Source organism: Nostoc sp. CALU 1950 (assembly GCF_051172895.1).
GTDB classification, from domain to species: Bacteria; Cyanobacteriota; Cyanobacteriia; order Cyanobacteriales; family Nostocaceae; genus Nostoc; species Nostoc edaphicum_A.
Map to the genome: position 1 here is coordinate 1 of NZ_JBDNJQ010000109.1, position 20,356 is coordinate 20,356.

The following is a 20,356-nucleotide window of genomic DNA, read 5'->3' on the forward strand; positions in this document are numbered from 1 at the left end:
AATGTCAAGCTACAACGGATAGAAAAGCGTTTGGGGACTGACCGAAATCGAAGATAAAGGGCAATATATAGCCAGAGGGGCAAACACCATAACGCGATATTTGCCCCTGTGGATAGAAATAATTAATGAGTATTTGCTGAATCGATACATTCATTAACGGTAGCATCAGCTAAGGTGTTCTGCCCTCGTGGTATCCATACTAATTCGTGCTTAACAAAATTGGATAAGTGCGACCGCGCTTCTGAAAAAAGCGGTCGCAGATGCAGTTTTTTAACCTTCCAATCGCCAGATACTTGATAGATTACCAATTTACTATCACCCATAATTCGAGCTTGCTGTATGCCCAATTCCAGGGCTTTTTCTAGTCCCAGAATCAATCCCCTATACTCCGCCACATTAGAGGTAGCGTGAGAAATAGAGCGAGTAAAAGTATGCCTCTGCCCTGCAAATTCAATGATGGCAGCACCCGCAGCAAGGCCTGGATTAGGACGGGAGCCGCCATCAAAGTAAATCAGTGCGGTTTCATCCATTGTTTTTCTAGGTCATAGGTTTATGGAGGTAAATGTACAACTTTTTGAGATTGCAGTAATATTAAAAAGCGGTAAACCCTAACTTCTCACTACCGTTCAATTGCTTGGATTCTATAAGTTGTGCAATCGCACCCCTTAGATACCGAACACTAGGTTTCTCTTCGCCCCACTTCCGGCTGTTTCTAATCGCGGCAAAGCTGACTGGTGTTGTAACGGCTGAAGTAACGATGTTTAAAATCTGCGACAAATCAGCCTCAGAAATACTTACTTCTTCTATCTCTGCAATTTCAACCTCTTGGGTAGGCTTTGAGAAAATAGACTCCAGTTTATTAACTGCGTCATCTGGTGCAATTTTCTCCCCTCTGGGCATAACTGCTGGCTGGTGATGCTGCACCAGTTCCGGGAAAAATTTGAGTAATGTTCTAGCTGGATCTGGCTGACCATTTCCTGGGTGTAACTCTATCTTTAGCCAGTCAGGAATCATGCCGAGATTGCCACCGCTAACAGGTTCGGCAAAGTTATTAGGGTTGGCTTTGAAATATTCCCCACTAGCAACATTAATCTTTCGCAATCCGCCAGCGCTGACAGACTGAGCTACACAGCCAATGAAGTTAACCGATTGCTTAAAGGTATCTGCTAGTCCTGCTGTGGCCTTGCCAACCACAGAAGTTAAGTTGGAGCCATGCAACACAATGATTAATGTACCGCCACATTTGGCGAAGCGAGAAAGTAAATATTGGATAGCCCAAGTGCGATCGCTCTCATCAAGTAAGGACAGCAACCGCATCGCCTCATCAATGACTAACAGTAAGTTTTTGTGGGAGTAAGGTTCACTTGCATCTAAACCTTTAAGAAATTTAAGCAAGTCACGGGCGACTAGTTTATCTGCCCCGTCTGCATCTTTCTCAGGGTATTTAAGAGCAGAAATCAGATTGCAACTAAAGGGGTAAACATCCACCCCGGCTGTAAAGTATTGGGTGTTTAATCCCGAATCTAAAGCTAGAGATAATGTTGCTAAGATTGCTGCTAAGGTTCCCTTACCACCTCGCTGAGTGCCAGCGATCGCTATCACCTGAGAACTCATCATGTCTTCTATTTGGAAACCACTTTTCGTTAAAGCCGCGATGAGTGCGTTTGCTCTATTCGTTAGAGGGAGATGAGTTATAGTCTCTGGTGAAAGCCCATTAGCTGATGGCTGTAATTCTGTAGGTTTAGAAAGTTCCGAAGCTTGGGGACTGTGGCGAATATCTATCTGTGGTGATTGAAACTGTTTAATATCTACGGTGGGTGGTAACTGGGTTTGAGCTTGTGCAATAGCACTTATCTCTGACAGATTCACACGGCTGTCAATCGTCACATCCTGTAAATGGAGAGCCATACTTTGATAAGTAGGTAGCTGACGACCCTTGAGCTTGCCAAACCAGCCAAACATCCAGCGATAAGCATAAAAACGTTTTCCTGGTTCAACTTGGGTTAAATACTGGACAATATTTTCAAACTCAGCGAGAAGAAAGGCGTACTCTTGTGCTGATTGTCGCTCTAGAAATTTAACGGTATTAGCAAGATGATCCGCTTGATAATTGCTTCGATTATCATAGTCACCGGCACGAGCTAGAGCGTCTATAAAGTTGCCACGTACAAATGGTATTGGTGCAATTTCTTTAGTGCGGTTGGAGTGTTCGACAACAAACCATAGCCACGCAGCACCACCAATTAAACCACCAACTATAGCCATTGGATTGACAGCATAACAAACTGCTCCAATCCCCCCAGCCACCAAGCCAAGTACACGGGTCATGTCTGCTTCATTCTCAGCCGACCCCGCCATTTCAAATAATTGATCCTTGCGCTCTTGCAACCATTCAGAAATATTCCCAGCTTCTAAATGCGAGAGACTAGGATACTGCAATCGCAAATGTTCAGTTTCTTTAGTTGTGATTTTGGGGATATTATTTTCCACAAGTTAAATCCCTTATTGAGTTAAGAAGCCGCCAAAGTTCGCGCTCAATTTAGCGGCTATTGATTATCAGTCTTTAGTCAATCGCCAGATGGCAAACCCAATTTCACCTGCCATCATTGTGCCGATATTAAATAAGATGCAGCCCAAAATTATGAATGGGGCTGTAAATTCAAACGGGTTACGAGCTGCAAAGGTGGTGACAATATCGAACACCCAAACCGCAATCACAACTAACCCAGCACTAGAGCGATCGCGTGTACCTGCGGTTTTGTAGTCCGCCCAGAGTTGGCCTACCAAGTCAATTTTGCCACTAGGCTTGGTTTCAAGCTCATAAACCATGTGGTCTTGAAGTTCCCGCCTAGCTGAATCTGGGTTTTTACCACGTAGGGCATGGGCTTCGATTACTTGCACACCTACAGAAATCATAAATGCCAAGTAGAACAAAGGATTGAACAGTGCAAACGGCACATTTAGCCAATTCCAAGTTGGCTCAAACCAAGGACAAACAGGGGGCCCAGTAAAAATTAATTGCCAAGTTGAATCAGCACTAATTACAGAACCACCAATAAATAAAATCCCGCCTACCAAGGCACGACCCGCGCCACCGTTAGCAACAAATTGATTAACGATGGCGGCGGCGGCCCTAATGGGTAAGCCAACAATCATCACAACAGCCTTGGCGCAAAAATCTATGATTTCACCAAGCGTTCGCTTCTTTCCTTTAGGTTTACCATCGCTGTTACCAGTGCTATTACTTTCTGCACCAGATGTTCCTAACGCCATTATTTTCTCCTCACTGGTTTGATATTTTGAACGCTTTTACAAACCTCTTTGGCTTTGTGCTTCCACTTCCAAATTCCTTCTTCAATCCGACCTATGCAGCGCCCAGAAGCATCAAAGACATCAACAATCTCATCATCTTGATAAAGGGTTGTGTCTGGTCTGGGATTGCGTTTAGCGCTATCAAAGTAATTCGTGATTCTCAGTTTTCGAGATGTGGGCATGACTCCTGCCTCGTATAAGGCATCGCTGGTTTTTGTCCGTTCTTCTATGCGAGTTCGTTCTAATCCTTCGGTGGCTTTTAATCTTTCGGCTTCTGCATAAGCCCCCAACTTGGGTACTAAGGGGATAATTACAGGCAAGAAGCAGACACTTACTCCAACCAAGGCTAAATACAATTGCTTCTTGTACATCTCACTGCACCATTGCGCTAATCAGTGCAAATTTTTCCCATTGCTTTAACTCATGCAGTCGCTTCCATACTGACTCCGCTTCGTTGCTAGGAGGGTTAGAAGACTCACACTCTACCCATGCTTGATGAGCGATTTTTGCAATTAACCAGAGCGTGTCTGATTCGCTCATCTTCTCTAGTCCTTCGCCCCATGTCTCACACATATCTTTAATGAGTGCATTGTCGTGAGAGAGGGAGTAATATCCTACGGGGTGCGCCATTTTGATATCCTTGAATGTGTGTACTGATTTCATCCCTGATATAAGTCACAACTGGGCGAACGCTTTTCTTCTCCGGGCAAGCGTTCGCACAATTATTACTCATCAGAACTGTTAGCAAGTTGTACTTTTTCAATGCCATCTAAAACCTCAGAAATTGATTGAATGGCATCATTCAGTACCAAGTCATTTGATGTAGTAAAATGCTCTGATGTTTGCAGTCTCCTATATTCGGGAGTAGCTTGAATCAACCTTAAAGTTTGCTCAACACCAGCCAGAATGATTACTATTTCTTCTGTGCTAACAATACTGTTCATCATATTATTCACCTCTTATCGCCTCCAAATCCCCTAAGTTAATTTGATGATTGTTATTGACAGAAAATCTTTCCGAAACTACTTTCTCTAGAGCTTTTCTCAGCCAGTAAGCGGGGGTTGTGCCATCCATTTCTGCAAGCATTCTGATAGCTGGAGTCAAGTCTTGAGGAACGTTGTAATTAAGCCGCTTGTTTAACATCTGTCGTTTCTCCTAAATAAAGTTTTTTCATTTCTGATAAAGCAACGGTTCCCGGATTTTCTGGAATCAACAAATTACTTTCTGGAATGCAAGATTTAAGTAATCTTTCTTTGATCAACATCTGCACGGGTGGGATCGCAAACGCACCGCCACACAAAGTTACTTTGCTGCGTCTGGCTTTCACGGATACGTCATCTAGGGCATAAGCCAAGGGAGAATCTTTCATCCATGAATGAATCGCGTTCTCTAACTCAGTCCCAATGTCTTCACCATCAGGTGCAATCGCACTTATGCCGTTATTACCAACGGTTGCAGTTTCTAAAATCTCGCGCAGTTGGGAGGGGCGAATCATTTTAGAAGAATCGGTGTTGCTCAATGCTCTGGAGAATTCTTTGATTAGTGTGGCAACACCACCGCCACCATTCGGACTACAAGTTACCCGTTTTGGTAATTTGCCGAGATTGCTGTATTCGCTGATTGTGGCTGTACCATATCCAATATCAAAAGTATGGAACTGCTTATCATCAAAGCGTTCGCTTGCCCAGAGTGACGCGCCATATCCCTCTGGAAATCCCAGAAAGCCAAGTTTTGAGAAGCACAGGCGGTATCTAACACCATCTACCCCTATCCACTTGCATTGTTCAATGGCTTTTTTTAGTTCTAATGGGGAAGCTAGCGAGAGCGTTGATAAACGAATATGCAAGGTTCTACGCTTGGCGCTTGTACCCGTGGACAACTCAAGCAGATTTGGCAGAGATGCAATCGCGCCTAGTGCAAGGATGGGGAAGTAGTGTACTTTGTGATTCTCGGAATCACTCATTGCTATATATTCCTTACCTTGCAGTCTGGCGGAGCTACCAACAACCCAATGCTCTACAACATCTTTGTTGTTTTCATCTTTGCCTCGGCTTAGGCTGAAAGCTCCTAATTCTCCAAATGGTACTGATGGCACACAACACACCAAAGATTCGGTCTTCATCACTGGTGTTGTGCCAGTTTCGTTATTAACGAAAGCCTGATATTTAATACTGGAGCGTCCAGCATCTAGCATCAAATGAATTACCTTTTTTGATGGCATTGATGCTTTCTCTGTTATAGTTTCAGGCTCGTTTGTGTTGGGTGCGTCCGCGCTTATAGATGTTGGTTGTTTTTTAGGTCTTGACATATCGTTTTACCTTCAACTTTTTATCGTCACTGTCACAAGGGAAAGTAGTCATCATCAACTAACGTTTCATGTTTCATGTTTCATGTTTCTGGCGGGTATAAGTGGCGTTTCACGGTTCTTATGAGGCTGAAACATTGATGCAACCGTTGAAACTGTTTCATGAAACATTCTGTGAAACACTACTGAGTATCTTGGCTCCCCCTTGTAGGAGCCTGTGACAGCATCGAATTTTGCAAAATCTGAAGTAAAAGGAAGTTAACGACCTCTGCGTGGTCATTAATGCCTAATTCCTGCGCTTTATTGCTGATAAATGGGTGTAGAGATTGCCTGATTGTTACTCGCATAAATTCTCCTCAAAATAAATTTGCAGGCTAAAGTCGCCAAGAATATGTGTATCTTGTCTGCCGTTGGCGTTTTTGCCTTATGTCTGCTAATATAACGGATAAGTTGCGAAGTTGCAACTTCCTGAAATAGCGACTTCGCTCTTAGACGTTCTGTAAAGCTTATGGTTCAATGGAGACAGAAGTTGCGAAATTTATATTTAGCTACCGTGTCAGCCAAAAAAGATGATCCAGACTACGTGGCGTTACGTGGTCACATACCAAAAGATTTATTTAGGAGATTTAAAATGTTGTGCCTAGAACGTGAGGTCGATAATAGTCAAGGCTTAGAAGAATTATTAAAAGAATATTTTGCTTGGAAAGATTCTCAGAATACTAAAGAAACGGCATAACAAAAGCACAGATTCTAGACGTTTTCTCGCGCTTAGACACGTTAATAACAGAGGTCAACTCGTTGAAATTCTCAGCAGGAACTATTGGCACAAGCCAGGTAGCCCTGAATATCCAGCATATCAAAGCGTACAAAATCTCATTGTTTTTTTCGCGCACAGGCTAAAAATTCATGTTTGTATAGATACAGCCCAAAAATACGCAAAAAAAGGGGTAGTCCCTACCTGCTTTAGGGTACGCCACCATCTCTTACTAGAGCTATGCCATACCAAGACGATTGTCAGTCGTCGCCAAAGCGGTCAGTCCTACCGCAACACTAAAAATTTAGTTTTTTCTATAGCTCTAGCGTAACAGTGGCGTGCCTTTAAGTGAAAGGGATTACTCAATCTTTATCGAAAGTAATCACTAAATTCAGGAGCCACAAATGAATACGGTAAAAATTGAGAATGCGCCCGGACTCTCACATCATGGCGCACTACTGAATAATTCAGATCCCCAAATTATAGCACAGTCAGCCACAGGGGAGCAAGATTTAGCAGCACGCAATACCAAAACTGCCAGCAGCACCCCAAAAAAGGGACAGCAGAACCGATTTGAGAGTTATGAAGATTTCCAAGCCTATATTCGTAAGTCCTTCATTGAAGGAAGTGGAATCGCTCCAGAAATTTTCGATGCGTGTGTAGAGTTTCACCAAGATATTGAATGTGGGTTGGGGGGCGATGTAGAAACACCCATACACGACGCATTGGGATGGGAATACAAGCGATTCAGACATCAAGCCAATGAGCCATTATACGCGGCATTTCTTCTTAATGAAGACAAGAGCGTATGGCAAGTAGTCGTTAGCATTTGGGACATTGAAAAGCAGCGCCCATACAAATACTTTGCTCCAAAAGGAGATGGCAATCGTGCATTCCTGCCCCCCGTCCCAACAGGAGTACGCCAACTCATCGCCCAGAAATCTGGCTTGGATGTGCCGATGTTCGGTAATTTCTGGCCATGGGTGAAAGAGTCAGTGAATGAGGTGGGAGCTACGGAAGGAGGTAAAAAGACCCTTAGCGCCCTATCGATAGGACACATCATGATTGGGCTATATGGCTGTGAATGTGGCGCACCGGGAAGACCTCCCGCTCTGATACCGGACTTAGCGGGCTTTGTCAGCCCTGGTTCAACATTGGTCATAGCCTTTGATAAAGATGAAAAACCAACAGCCGTCAAAGCAGTCACCAGGGGGATAAGAAAGCTAAAACTTGTACTTCAAAACCTGGGTGCGTACCTTGCTATTGTTGAATGGAGTCCCAAAGATGGCAAAGGATTGGACGATTTGATCGTGAACAAGGGAGAAGAGGCTTTTGACGATGCCTACAATAAGGCAATCGCTTACATGGAGTCACAATTTGCTGTTTCAAAGGACTCCTCAACCGACAAAAGACCGACTGCGGACATAATCAGCCGGGAGATAGCCGAAGAATTCCGAGATCGCCTAGCTTACAACAATGAAGCTAGGCAGTGGATGCACTACGAGATCAAGTTACCAGGGGTATGGTCAGGGGAAACCGAAGAAGCCGTAGAGATGATTGTTTATCAAATCATCACTGCCAGGGGCATCGAGGGCTATAGCACCCACAGCTACATTACTAATATTGTCAAGTTCCTGCGATCGCAACTTTTTGTGCGGGAATGGAACGAGCGCTCACCCAAGGAACTGATGCCATTTTTCAATGGAGTCCTTGAGATTGCGACTGGGAAATTTTTACCCCATTCCCCAGGTTATCGGTTGACTTGGCAGCTGCCACGCTCACACGATCCTCAAGCCACAGATTGGTCACACATCGACGCATTCCTAACACACTTGGCTGAGGGGAACAGACAGCTCAAAGATTTGCTAATTTGCTACTGTAATGCGGTATTAAAGGGACGTTCTGATTTACAGAAATTTCTTCACCTGATTGGGCTGGGTGGGACAGGTAAAGGTACTTTCAGCCGACTGATTGTTAACTTAATTGGTAAAGAAAACGTCCACAGCACCACGCTAGACGATTGGTGCAGTAATCGCTTTGAGGGGGCAAATGCTCACAGGAAGCGGCTGGTACTCTTCGCTGATGAAGACAGACAAACCGGGAAGTTGGGTAGATTCCTCTCTCTGACTGGAGAAGATCCCATTCGGGCGGAGGAGAAGGGGAGAAAGGCTTTCCATTACCAATATGACGGCATGGTGCTGGTCTTATCAAATCTGGCAATTTTCATGGGTGATGCTGCTTCTCGGGTGAAGCGGCGGGTAATTTCATTCCCCTGCAACAATGCTGTAGACCCAATTAAACGCCGGAATCTTGATAAAGAATTTGAGCCAGAACTAGCAGCGTTTACCAATTACGTTCTGAGTCTATCAGACGACCATGTAACCGCCGTAATTAAGGGTCTGCAAGAAATTCCCGAATGCACATTGGAGTTCTGGGAGAACCGCACCCGTGTTGACTCGATCGCCGCGTGGTTGAATCAGTGCGTGATTGCTGACTCAATGGCAAAAACTGCGATTGGCTGCGATCGCTTTGAAGGTGAGGATGGCTCTCTCGTTACTACCCTGTTTGGTTCTTACAACCGTTATTGCCATAAGGCTGGCAGCAAACCGAAAAATCATAACAACTTTTCGCCCGACCTGCTGGAAATGTGCCGCAGCGTTTTGGGCTGGTCAGTGGAGAAAGAATCTACCAAAACGGGTAAATTTATCCGGGGACTGCGGCTGAGGGTGGCTGGGATAGATGATCTCATTCCCACTCATGATTACACCCTCGCTCAAAATTTGAATAAAGGTGACGGCACTGGTGACGGCACTGGTGACGGCTCAGAACCTATACTCAATAAGGGTTTCCCGGATGGTGACGGCACTTTGATAAGTCAGCTAGAAAAACAAGTGGAATTAGTTTTCGAGCCAGAGTCCCAAATCGACAATTCTTTGTTAGAAGAAAATTCTCTGACACCACAGCCCGTTGAAAATGATTTGGTAATAAATAAAAGTGGATTGGGGTTTGAGCCGTCACCCAGCGTAAAAGCCAGTCCAAATAATGGTTTTGAGCCGTCACCACAGCCATCACCACAGCCGTCACCATCCGTCACCACTCGCCAACCCGTTAAAGGAGATCGTGTCCGGCTACTTTCAGGCGGCGAAGAATATAAAATCTCTTGGGTTTCCTGTGGTAGTGATAAAGTGCTTTTGGTTTCTGCCCGAACCGGACAACCGTTCACTGCTCCTTCACCGTTGCGTCCTGGCGCTGCGGCGGGTGGATTAAATCTCATTGATGTTAGTGAACTGGAGTTTTTGGATACTTAGGGCAACTAATAACATGAAAAGATTTTTAGGATTAGCCATTGCGGTAACGCTTGCCGCTTGTCCGGCAATGGCTAGATTTGTGCAAGTAGGAGAGACACCATCAGGCGAAAAACTATATTTTGATACTGGTTCTCTACAAATCGACAATGAACACGGTTATTTGGGATTTCGGTATCAGATCGAGGATAAGTCTGGTGTAAGAGTTAGGCAAGGTTCCACTCATCTGAGCCAATGTGGTTCGTTTTACAGAGCTAATGTGAGGGAAGGTAAGTTTAAAGGCACATCGTGGGATGTTCTTATAGATGGTGAAAGCAAGGAAATAAAAATAGAGTCAACAGCTTCGCAAGCATTGATGAACAAGGTATGTGATGAACTGGCATCTGAGTACATAGAAGGAACGTGTGATGTACTGCATGAAATTGGAATAGTGAATATACAGCGTAATGAAGCAAATTATACTGAAGAGCGAGATCGGGATATGGATGGCGTAGCTTGTGAAAACTAGTTGAGATGGGGGTCAAATGAGCAACCGTGCAGAAACTTACGCTAAGGCTGTAACCCTTACTGGATAGGCATTATGTTAATCGATATTTTTGGCAATTCTCAATGTACCAATTAACCTATAGGCTATTTGGTGCAGCAATTTAATACGGCACAACAAGGCTTTGAAGCTTCTAAATTGGGGTAAATATAGCGAAGCTGTTATGAGGGGCAAGATAGCTGGAAACTATTGCTATATCTACGCTATAGCATTTTTGACATCGAACTAGAATTTCTGCATGAATGCACTGCTACTTTTCACCCCATAATTGCTTTTCGCCTAGCACACAGAATTAATAATACTGTTTGGTTGGAGTCTTTGGATTGGGCTACAAACCTTGATTTCAAAGAGTTTCAGTCAATTCACGCCAAAAGATGATCATTGCCCTAGCTGTAAAACCTGTAAATAAAGTTAATAAATACTCCGGTTTTTGTAGCTATGGATACCTCAGTTTTGTCCCCTGGTGTCAATTTTACTCAAACATCGCTGAAACCTATATAGAGTAAGAGTTGCCAGTCTATCTTGCCCCTGGTGACAGCTTCGCTATATCTACGCCAAATTTCAGAGACTTTAATTGGTACAGTTTTATTTCTAGTGATCGCAGTATTGAAAGTGGCTCATCAAGTCCTTAGCGTAACTTTCAGTATCATTGCTCATTTGACCCCATAGCCATCAATTCCTGGCACTATCACTTTTTCACGGTCTTTTGAAGAAACATACTGGCACTTAGGATCAAGAAAATTAATCAAATCAACTAGTGCATTTAATAGCAGGCAACAGCGTGACAAACAAAAATCTTCTTGATTATTTGACACTGCTCTAGTGAGGAAATCTATCAAATCCTTAAAATCTGCCTCAGATGAGAAAATCTCAAATTTGTCGGAAAATTCCGCGAAACTCATACAATATAATTCTTTCTCTTTCTCCAAAATCAGCTTCTCACCTATATATGCCTGTTGTAATTTAAATATCTGTCGATCATACTTCATTGGGGTTTTAGCTAAGTTTATTAGCTGTTCTTCAGAAAGCGCACGTTCAGCCGATTTCATTAATATTGCAAAACTTTTTGAATCATTATTTTTTTTCAATTCAATAAATTGAACCTTTTTTTTAAGAATTTCAATATAAGCAAAGTATCGTGCAAACAGGTAAATAATACTAGTCAAATAATGTCTTTTAGTTATTGAAAATGTTAACGAGAATAATTCATCTTTATCCTCTCTGAGAAGGCTAGGATTTGGAGATATAGCTTGTCTTTGGGTTAGCCCCCATAACCTATCTTGCAATTCTGCCGCTGCAAACAATATAGGACGGGAATATTTTTTAGATACTTCATGATTTGCTTCTCTTCGTTTGAAGAAAGAGTCTAAAAGAGACTTACCTACAAAACCAACTATGGCAGAAATAGCAGCTATTAAAGTGCTTTCCATATCTCGCTAACTTTATAACTATAGTATAAATTTACTAATAAGTCCGATTTGAACTCTCTCAAATACCATTCGTGAGAGGTTAAGGTCGAACATCTTTTGTCAATAAGCAATAGTACTTAAAATATTGCTGAAAATCGGGGTCGGAAACACAATTTTTGAGCCAGCGATCGCGTCATCTTGATACGCATGATTCATTCTTGCCTAATAAGTTCAATACAAGAATTAACTTAATACCTCCGTGTTTCCTCAATTTTCAGCATAATTTCTACTTGACAAAAGATACTTTTAATAATTAAAAATTCAGCAAAATTTATATAAGTTTTAATGAAATAAAATGGTAGTGTCAATGATTTTTATACGTTTATTACAAAACGTAGCATAGCAGTGATCGCTAATTTAGTGCCGCTTCCGACCGTATAGACTCTGGAAATAACACAATGTAAGTGACCAAAAAGCTGATTATTTGGCATCACCGTCTTATAGCTTCTTACTCTTAGACATTAAAGAAAGGTCATGGTAGCGCCATGCCAAACTTTGCTCTAGATGTCAGCTTTTTTTTGACAGCAGTGGCGACAATATCCCTAATTTGGCATTGAGCCAAGATGGAGGTATTGATTAATTGATAATTATTTGCAATAACTTCTCAGTGGCTTGTCTCTCAACGGAGTAATGGGGCTTGTAGCGGTGTAGACTGTCCATAATAAAACGCGTAAACCGGACACTACCACCGAGAATAAATGAGGCCACCGCCCCCAGTTCGTCTACCCAACAAACATTACAGGTCTAGAGAATACCTTACACCAAGTGAGGTGCGATCGCTGCTCGATGCCGCACTCGATCGTAAAGCTCGTTATTCCCACCGTGATTATACACTGATGCTGATGATGTTTCGCCACGGTCTAAGGGTGGGGGAAGCTGTAGGTTCTAAATGCGGCTTGCGCTGGGATGCACTGATGTGGGCCGAACGTCAGATTTTCATCACCAGGGAAAAGGGCAGTGATTCAGGGGTGCATCCCCTGAGAGATGATGAACTGGAATTGCTCAAAGAACTCAGAGAGATGCTGCCCGATAGCAAATATATTTTCGTTTCCGAGCGTGGTGAGGTGATGTCAACTGATGCAGTGCGAAAGCTGCTTGGGCGGCTGGCAGTGCAGGCTGGGCTTGATATCAAAGTTCACTGTCACATGATGCGCCATGCCTGCGGTTACTATCTGGTGAATCAGGGTTATAACACCAGAGAGATTCAAGACTTTTTGGGACACCGCGATATTAAACACACGGAGAAATATACCAAGCTAAATGCTCGACGTTTCTTGAATTTCGATTGGGGAGATTTGTGACATCCTTCTAGCCGTATGTTTTACTCGTTGTAGTACCACTTTGCTCTTATAAATTATGAATGAATACAGAGTTGAATATTTGGTTGTAATTGACTCAAAAGAGCCATTTTGTCAAAGTGCAAAAGCTTTTAATAATCTACTTCAGGCTCATGAAGATATAAACATTGAAGGTAATATCTTAAAATATAAGGGAATAAATGTAAATTACGAAGTACAATTTGGCGATATATCTACTGAACGTCAAAAATTTTTTCATATATGGTTAATCTATGATGGGTTAGTTAAAAACTTAGATATCTTTGAGTCTCTTTTAAAGTCTATAAGAAATATATTAATAAAAGTTAGCGGTAAGCCTCCAGAGATACTATGGGATGACATTAGCAGTAACCTTTGTGAGCAAGCATATCCAGTTATTCATGAATTGGAAAATTTCATGAGAAAACTTATCACCAAGTTTATGTTAACTAAAGTTGGATTGGGGTGGACGAAAGAAACAATACCAAAAGAAGTTATGGATTCAATTAGAAATAAAAGTACAATGGAATCTCAAAATTACCTCTATGAAATCGATTTTATCCAACTATCTAATTTCTTATTTAAGGCTTATTCAACTTCTAATGTAAATAAATTAATGGATAAAATCAAGAATGCTGTTTCAAAAGAGGATTTAGACTTTAATGAGCTTAAGGCTTCAGTTCCCACTTCCAACTGGGAGAGATACTTCTCTTCGCCTCTTGTGGAATGCGATAGTGATTATTTGAAGAATCGTTGGGAAAAAATATATGATATTAGGTGTAAAGTTGCACATAATAAGTTAATTAAAAGGAACGAATTTGAAGAATTATTAAAAATTTCCAGAGAAGTAAAAGAAAAGCTTCAGAGTGCGATAGACAATCTTGATAAAATAAATATTTCCCAATCTGATCGAGAGAGTGTTGCTGAAAATGTTGCAATAAGCATTAGTAATTTATATGCTGATTTCTTAAATTTATGGAAATTAATAAACGAAAATATTTTCAAGCTTGTATTTTTAACAGCAAAGACTAATGAAGAAAAAGAGAAGCTTCTAAAAGCTAGAAATAATTGGAGAAGTTTGTGTAATTTTGCTAAAAGAAAACATATCTTGCCATCGAACTTTAAAACAGAAATGACTTTAATAGCTCAATTTAGAAGTGTTATTGTTAATCATGCTGATATGGTATTTACTGAAGAAAGTATTTTATCTCGTATAGATTCTATCAAAAGCCTTAACCAAAAAATTGTAGATATTATTAGTAAAGTTGAAATAGATTTAGTATCAAATCAACCTTTAAATTTTATAGAAGAAGATTTAACCGAAGAAGACACAATCGAAGAAGACACAATCGAAGAAGATAGTTTTGAATCGTCTAACTGAATTTAGTTTTCAAGAGAAAAAATCAGCAAAAATTGAGACAATACCATCCATCCATAAACTTTTATCCCCGTCATTGGGTAGGACTTTTTAGGGAGAAAAGTCGGGAATTGGTAGTTTGACAACATTGGGGTTAAAGATCCGCACAGTAAGGATTAAGACCGTATTACACTGTCAACAAGACATTTCAATAAAGGTAGTACCATTAGATGATGAAACCCCTTTGATTATTCAGCTTCTAACCATCCTTTAATTGTTTCAATAGGTATTGTATAAATAGGGTGGTTAAATATAGCTTTTAATGCTTCTGTACCTCCTCCTTTAAGAGCAGCTTGTAATCTAGTTGTTAATGTCGGATTACCTTTTAGCTCTTGCGAGACAATTTCTTCTGCTGGTATGAGTTCCGAATTTGGAGTATTTTGAGGTACTCGATCGAGTATTTCTTTTACGATATTTTTCAATTCATCTAGCTCTTTTGAATCAACTTGACTAGAATTATTTATCATATTTGCGACATTGTTTGTTCCATTTTCTCCGCTAAACACCTGATTATTTCCGTTTCCCGATGTGTCGATAATTTGATTACTGTCACCAACCTGGTTATTTTTGGCAGATATATTAATCTTATTACTATTCATTGTTGGATTTTCTCCTTGTTGATTAGTGTTATAAATGTTGATATTAGTTGAGCCAATGATACGTAAATATTCTTCAAATATATCTAGAGAATGATATTGATGCCGTAGTTGTTGTGTTGAGTTTTTCAACTTATTATAAAGTTCTATGAATTCCCTACGTAATCTAGATTTATTTACATTACCAACAACAGGAATACGAATCAACAAACTACCATTTATTACTGGTTCAATGATTGGAAATTGCAGTTGTTCTTTAGGATATTTTTCTGCTAATTGAAACAAAGACTCTGTTACTGCCCAATAATTTCTTTCAGATTTTAGGAAGATATTTATGGTTTCTAACTGCGGTCGAACATAATTGACAAATTCATCTTCTTGAGAAAAATTATATTGATTTTCTGGTTTTATCATCTGATTTGGTTCTTCTGATAGAGAAATATATAGACAATTGACATTATCAAGTTTCGTATTTCGATCAATTAACCAATTTTCAATGTAAGCACCCGTCAGAGTCGCATTACTTAAAATTGCTCCTTGTAGTTGAGCTTGTTTCAGATTTGCAAAGCTTAATTTTGCTTCTTCTAAACTACAATCAATCAAGTTTGTCCCAATTAAAATAGCTTCTTCTAAAGATGCTCCATTAAGGTTTATCCCTGTCAAATTTTCTCCTGTAAAATTTTGTCTACATCCATCTCCTCTTTTCGCCAAATTTTGAATAGATTTTTTTTGCAAGCAAGTACCTCTAAAATCAGCACGTTCTAAAAACGTAACACCTTGAAATTTAGTATTGCCAAATTTGGCGTTTTTGAAACAACTACCTTTTAGATTTATCCCCGTAAAGTCAGCATTACGTAATTGAGACTTTGTAAAAATTGTTCCACAATGTTCTATCAATATTTGAATAAAAAATCTCCACATCCATACAAATTCTTTATCTCCTTTAATTGCTTTTTTACTGTAAATAGCACCAACAATTGCACCAATCAATCCTGTAATTATTCCTTTGAGGTAACTCCCATCACCGAATTTGTTTATGCTAGTGAAAGTCTTAGTTAAAAGCGGTAATGTTGATATCTGTTTCTCAATAAATGCTAATTGACTTGTTGCATAAAAGAATATGAGAATAACTAATCCTATAAAAACAAGTATCCATGATACTGATTTTATTGCTTCTGATTCATTTACACTTGTTGCAACTATCCCAGTACACGCAACGACCACAATAGCAGCAATAGATAAAACTATATTTAAGTCTAACAAAAAATATTGTTGAAAATTGATTATTATTGTTCTGATAGTACTAATAAAGAATGTTGCTATTATAATAACTAATAACAAAGAAGTATTTCTTCTGGTTAGATAGTATCGTAAAAATGTGATTAAAATTGCCGATGTAAATCCTGATAATCCACAAACAAATAATATTAATGCGATGATAAGAAACTGCCAATTATAGTAAAAACCTGTTTTTGCACCTTGAAAATTTGCACCAGTCAAATCTGTATCATGAAAATTTGTTCCGTTAATTTTAGTATTATCTAGGAAATTAGCGCTTCTCAAATCACTTCCTGCAAAGCTTGTTCCACGCAAGTCGCAATTACGAAAAGTAATATTTTTAAGTCTTACTTCTTGCAATGATTGATTAATAATACTCACCCTAGTAAAGTTTCTTTCGCCTCTCGTATACTCTTCTAAAAGCTCTTCTGCATTCATCTTAGCTACTCCCAAAAAGGTGTAAAGGATAAATATGGACATAAAAGTAATTACCATACAATCATCTCTATTTTCAGAGCTAAGGATAGAAAATACTTGTATGTAACTAAAAAATATTCAGTTAAAAAAATCTGAATGGTTGGCTTATTTCCGATGACCTATACTAGTTCCAGATTGTCTATATCGGATTAAATTAGTAAGAATTTATTCCGAAAGTAACAGCAAGAAATTGATGAGTCGGTTTTTATATTCCAATCACCAGAACCATTACTGTATTAATTTATACAATTAAATGCCAGGATTGCAAATTCTTACTGTGCTAAATAATTCATAAATTATTTAGCACTTTGAGTACTTTACTAAATCTTGGTAGTTGAAATACATATACCGTAAGGTTTTAAGCTTTAAACTACCTTTTAGCGTAATGGCTCATTAAACCTCATAATTAGTTATATTTTCAACCTATCATAAGGTTTATGTATTTATTTGGCAATTAACAAAATTAAATAATTGAAAATGTATAAAAGTTATATTCATAACTTAATATCTTATATAAGTTAATAGTGTACTAAAAATATAGTGTAGAATATTGTTTAATCCACTCACGAACCTATTTGTTTATGTCAGTAAAAAATAAAACGAACTCGGCACGGGAACCAAAGAAAAATCCTAATGAAAAAAAAGTAGTGCGAAGTTTGTCTGTCACGGACACTGCCTGGGATGCTATCAAGGAAAAAGCAGATGCTGAAGGAGTATCAGCTTCCGAATTTATAGAAAGAGTAGGACGCGATGCATCAGTACTTGAAACTCCACTAAATTCGCGTCTCAAAGGTTTTTTAGAACCTCCTATCCCTATCTTTTGGTCAATATCAGAAGTCATAAGACGGTTTGCAGTGCAATTATCTTTCGTAGAATCTTCTTCAGAGAGAGGTCTGAGGAAAGATGAGATTGAAGATAGGGTTTTGAAACAGAAAGATATTGTTCGTAACTATCTTTGGCGTGCCATGCTGATTATTGCCATTATTAATTACGGTATTCCTAAACTAGATGTTAATAGCATAACAAGTCTTTTACGGTGGATTAGCTTTAAAATGATGGTATCTGAAGCACCAAAACCCAAAAAATCTACTTCAGAAAATGAAGTATTTATTTCAGAACAACAGATAGAGAGAGATATCAAAAATATTCAAATTTCTTTGAAAGTTTTACAAAAATTTTCTGTATCTTACTATGAAATTTTAGATATGATTATGAACGGCAAAATGAGTTACGCTCAAATCGCCAAGTACAAAAGATTACACACTCAAAGACACTTTACTGAAGCCGAAATCAGACGAGAAGTAAAACAAGCTACATATCAACTACGTTTCTATTTTCATAAAGAAATTGTAGAAGTAGAAAATGATAAAGAATCCAACACACTAGATTCTGAAGAATCAGTGAATATGCTACAAGAATATAAAATGAGATATTATCAGTTATGCTCGTTGGCTTATCTACAAAAAAAAGACAAGGAAAATGTGGAAGAAATACTTTATAGATGTCTAATAGAACCAGAATTAGAATTTTGGATTCGGGAAATTGACCATTTAGCTGGGCATCACTTAGGAAGCTCTGAGTCTGCCCACATTAATCTCGAATATAAAGATATTCATTATGAGCTAAGAGAAGAACTACAAAAAAAAATTAAGGACGGAGAAGAAGAAGATAGTCTTCAGAATCAACTAACCGAAATGAATAAAAAATTAATGTTTTGTAAGTCTTCTCAAGAGATTGAAAATATTGTAAATAAATTAGTTATTGAGATATCAGGAGAAACTCTTCAATTAAATGATATTAAGCCTATGATGAAGTAAAATATAGAGTTTTTTTTTACAACTATCCCGATATAGCAGTGAAATATAGAGTTTTTTTTACAACAAAGTTCGCCAAAACTCGCCAACAATTTGATACCATCTTGACGACTGTCGATATTTGGCGATATTTATGAACAAGCAGGAAGCAGCAGATTATCTAGGTGTAAGCGTTCGCGCCATTGAGCGTTATGTCCAGCAGGGTAAAATCAGCGTCAAGTACGAGAAAGGCAAAACCCGGTCAACTGCCAACTTTGACCCCATAGAGCTAGAAACCTTCAAAGCCGAACTAGAACAACCGACAATTAAACCTGCCTTTGAATCTCGCCAAATAGCGACAGAGCCACAGCAACAGACAGATAAACTCACACATAACTCTGGCGAGATTGCGAGATTTGACGAGGTTTCGGGATTTGGCGAGATTGGCGTAATTGAAAAGCTATCTGGAATCATTGAAACATTACTAGGTAAGGCTGACACTCAGCCACTAGTGCCAATAGCTGATAAGTTACTGCTGACCATCGCTGAGGCACAGGCGTTAACTGGATTATCTAGAGAATTTCTCAGGGATGCAATTACAGCAGGTAACTTAAAAGCCAAAGTCATCGGTAAAAGCTGGCGAGTTAAGCGTACAGACCTGGAACAGTACGTTGATAAGCTGTTTTGAATCTCGTCAAACTGCGACAGTGTAAAACTCGCCAATAGCAATTAGCAGGTATAACCCTTTGAAACGGTGGCGACATTTGACGAGATTCAATACCAATGTTCATTTATGCGATCGCTGTCATGGCTGCTATCCATGTAACGAATGATTGCAGACATCAACTGATTGACCAAGTTTGTGGTGTCTAAACTTGAGTTTTTTAAGGGCTAAAGGCATTAAGCTCAAATATAGATTCCAATCAATGACATTTAGAATTCATAAGCTATTTATTGATGATATTTCCCAGAAGTAAGAAAAAGTTTGATGAGCCAGTAAAAAGGCTTGAATAGCAGGGGTTTTGGGAGCCAGTGTTGAGCAAGCTACTTGCAGAAGCGTTTACATCTCTAAACAGTATCGGAATATTTTTTTCACAAGTAAGAGAAATTGATGAATTTTTGGCATCAAAACCAGTAGATATAAGGACAAGTTCCAAAACCAAAAATAAAATCGAGACTTTGCAACTAACTCTGCGTAGCACTTCATAACAGACTATCTAGCATTACGCCTAGCTCCACCCGATTAAAAGTTGATGCGTATCCGCCTTTATTTAAAAACAGCTAAAACTTCATCTTTTGTTAATACAGGTAGTGATACATTCTGTAGAGAAGTATTTACAGGGGGAGTACTATGCAATCAGATCAAAAGCCTTCTCAAAACTTCAGCATTAGTGGTGGTCAACTGTCCGATGTTCAAATCGGCGGTCAATCAGGTCGTGACCTGACGGCCAATCAGTCCCAGCAGAATATTGAAGGAGTAACCGATCAACCCCTGACTTCTGTCGAGGTAACCGCACTCCTCGAACAGCTAAAAGGTCTTTTGCAAAGCTCAGACCTACCTTCTGAGCAAAAGGACAAAGCCATTCGTAGCATTGAAACTGCTAACGACGAAATTCAAGCAGAGAAGCCCGATAAGGAGTTTGCTGCTAAGAGCCTGCAACGAGCGACTAAGGTGCTCAAAGAGGCTGGTGAAACGGTGCAAGCAGGAACCTCGCTCTGGCAAAGGGTTAAACCTATTCTAGAAACGATCAGTCCCTGGTTAGGGGTGGCATCGAGCTTCTTGATTTAGA

19 protein-coding genes are annotated in these 20,356 nt (G+C 39.7%); 8 read left to right on the forward strand and 11 right to left on the reverse strand.

The features are described from left to right. Positions 1-122 precede the first annotated feature (122 nt). From ABF638_RS25050 to ABF638_RS25090, 9 genes are all read right to left on the reverse strand, one after another. Entirely contained in the window at positions 123-530 is a 408-nt protein-coding gene (locus ABF638_RS25050) for a ribonuclease HI family protein (RefSeq protein ID WP_435025622.1), read from the reverse strand. 61 nt (positions 531-591) lie between these two features. Then, a complete protein-coding gene (locus tag ABF638_RS25055; protein ID WP_435025623.1) occupies positions 592-2,490 on the reverse strand; it encodes a hypothetical protein in 1,899 nt (632 codons plus the stop codon). Positions 2,491-2,556: 66 nt separating this feature from the next. Next, positions 2,557-3,273 carry a hypothetical protein gene (locus tag ABF638_RS25060; protein ID WP_435025624.1) on the reverse strand — a complete coding sequence of 239 codons (717 nt, stop codon included), beginning with the start codon at positions 3,271-3,273 and terminating at the stop codon, positions 2,557-2,559. Beyond that, positions 3,273-3,683, reverse strand: coding sequence for a hypothetical protein (locus ABF638_RS25065; protein WP_435025625.1), 411 nt, complete (start codon positions 3,681-3,683; stop codon positions 3,273-3,275). Before ABF638_RS25065 ends, ABF638_RS25060 begins: the two co-directional genes overlap by 1 nt. Position 3,684: 1 nt before the next feature. Then, complete coding sequence (locus ABF638_RS25070) at positions 3,685-3,942, reverse strand: hypothetical protein (protein ID WP_435025626.1); 258 nt, start codon at positions 3,940-3,942, stop codon at positions 3,685-3,687. A gap of 95 nt (positions 3,943-4,037) precedes the next feature. Then, the gene (locus ABF638_RS25075; protein WP_435025627.1) at positions 4,038-4,259 is read right to left on the reverse strand and encodes a hypothetical protein; all 222 of its coding nucleotides are present in this window, start codon (positions 4,257-4,259) and stop codon (positions 4,038-4,040) included. A 1-nt stretch (position 4,260) separates the two neighbouring features. Beyond that, positions 4,261-4,455, reverse strand: coding sequence for a hypothetical protein (locus tag ABF638_RS25080; protein ID WP_435025628.1), 195 nt, complete (start codon positions 4,453-4,455; stop codon positions 4,261-4,263). Next, on the reverse strand, positions 4,436-5,533 hold the full coding sequence (locus tag ABF638_RS25085) for a ParM/StbA family protein (RefSeq protein WP_435025629.1): 1,098 nt from the start codon (positions 5,531-5,533) through the stop codon (positions 4,436-4,438). Before ABF638_RS25085 ends, ABF638_RS25080 begins: the two co-directional genes overlap by 20 nt. A 266-nt stretch (positions 5,534-5,799) precedes the next feature. Further along, a complete protein-coding gene (locus tag ABF638_RS25090) occupies positions 5,800-5,964 on the reverse strand; it encodes a hypothetical protein (RefSeq protein WP_167756050.1) in 165 nt (54 codons plus the stop codon). Positions 5,965-6,125: 161 nt separating this feature from the next. Here ABF638_RS25090 and ABF638_RS25095 point away from each other — a divergent pair, with 161 nt between their 5' ends. The 3 genes from ABF638_RS25095 to ABF638_RS25105 all read left to right on the forward strand — a co-directional run bounded on the left by ABF638_RS25095 (position 6,126) and on the right by ABF638_RS25105 (position 10,184). Next, a complete protein-coding gene (locus ABF638_RS25095) occupies positions 6,126-6,353 on the forward strand; it encodes a hypothetical protein (RefSeq protein WP_435025630.1) in 228 nt (75 codons plus the stop codon). Positions 6,354-6,775: 422 nt separating this feature from the next. Then, the gene (locus ABF638_RS25100) at positions 6,776-9,679 is read left to right on the forward strand and encodes a DUF3854 domain-containing protein (protein ID WP_435025631.1); all 2,904 of its coding nucleotides are present in this window, start codon (positions 6,776-6,778) and stop codon (positions 9,677-9,679) included. 13 nt (positions 9,680-9,692) lie between these two features. Then, entirely contained in the window at positions 9,693-10,184 is a 492-nt protein-coding gene (locus ABF638_RS25105; protein ID WP_435025632.1) for an excalibur calcium-binding domain-containing protein, read from the forward strand. 689 nt (positions 10,185-10,873) lie between these two features. On the opposite strand, the gene ABF638_RS25110 is transcribed toward ABF638_RS25105, so the two are convergent. Further along, positions 10,874-11,650, reverse strand: coding sequence for a hypothetical protein (locus ABF638_RS25110; protein WP_435025633.1), 777 nt, complete (start codon positions 11,648-11,650; stop codon positions 10,874-10,876). A 737-nt stretch (positions 11,651-12,387) separates the two neighbouring features. Between ABF638_RS25110 and ABF638_RS25115 the strand changes: the two genes are divergently transcribed. Next, positions 12,388-12,990 (forward strand): tyrosine-type recombinase/integrase, encoded by a 603-nt coding sequence (locus tag ABF638_RS25115; protein WP_435025634.1) that lies wholly within the window; start codon positions 12,388-12,390, stop codon positions 12,988-12,990. Positions 12,991-13,045: 55 nt separating this feature from the next. Continuing rightward, entirely contained in the window at positions 13,046-14,386 is a 1,341-nt protein-coding gene (locus tag ABF638_RS25120; RefSeq protein WP_435025635.1) for a hypothetical protein, read from the forward strand. Between the two features lie 224 nt (positions 14,387-14,610). Here the strand turns inward: ABF638_RS25120 and ABF638_RS25125 are convergent, their stop codons facing one another. Beyond that, positions 14,611-16,734 (reverse strand): pentapeptide repeat-containing protein, encoded by a 2,124-nt coding sequence (locus ABF638_RS25125; protein ID WP_435025636.1) that lies wholly within the window; start codon positions 16,732-16,734, stop codon positions 14,611-14,613. Positions 16,735-17,354: 620 nt separating this feature from the next. On the opposite strand from ABF638_RS25125, the gene ABF638_RS25130 reads away from it, so the two are divergent. The 3 genes from ABF638_RS25130 to ABF638_RS25140 all read left to right on the forward strand — a co-directional run bounded on the left by ABF638_RS25130 (position 17,355) and on the right by ABF638_RS25140 (position 20,355). After that, positions 17,355-18,590 carry a hypothetical protein gene (locus ABF638_RS25130; protein ID WP_435025637.1) on the forward strand — a complete coding sequence of 412 codons (1,236 nt, stop codon included), beginning with the start codon at positions 17,355-17,357 and terminating at the stop codon, positions 18,588-18,590. A 130-nt stretch (positions 18,591-18,720) separates the two neighbouring features. Continuing rightward, entirely contained in the window at positions 18,721-19,254 is a 534-nt protein-coding gene (locus tag ABF638_RS25135) for a helix-turn-helix domain-containing protein (RefSeq protein ID WP_435025638.1), read from the forward strand. Positions 19,255-19,917: 663 nt separating this feature from the next. Continuing rightward, a complete protein-coding gene (locus tag ABF638_RS25140) occupies positions 19,918-20,355 on the forward strand; it encodes a hypothetical protein (protein ID WP_435025639.1) in 438 nt (145 codons plus the stop codon). Position 20,356 lies beyond the last annotated feature (1 nt).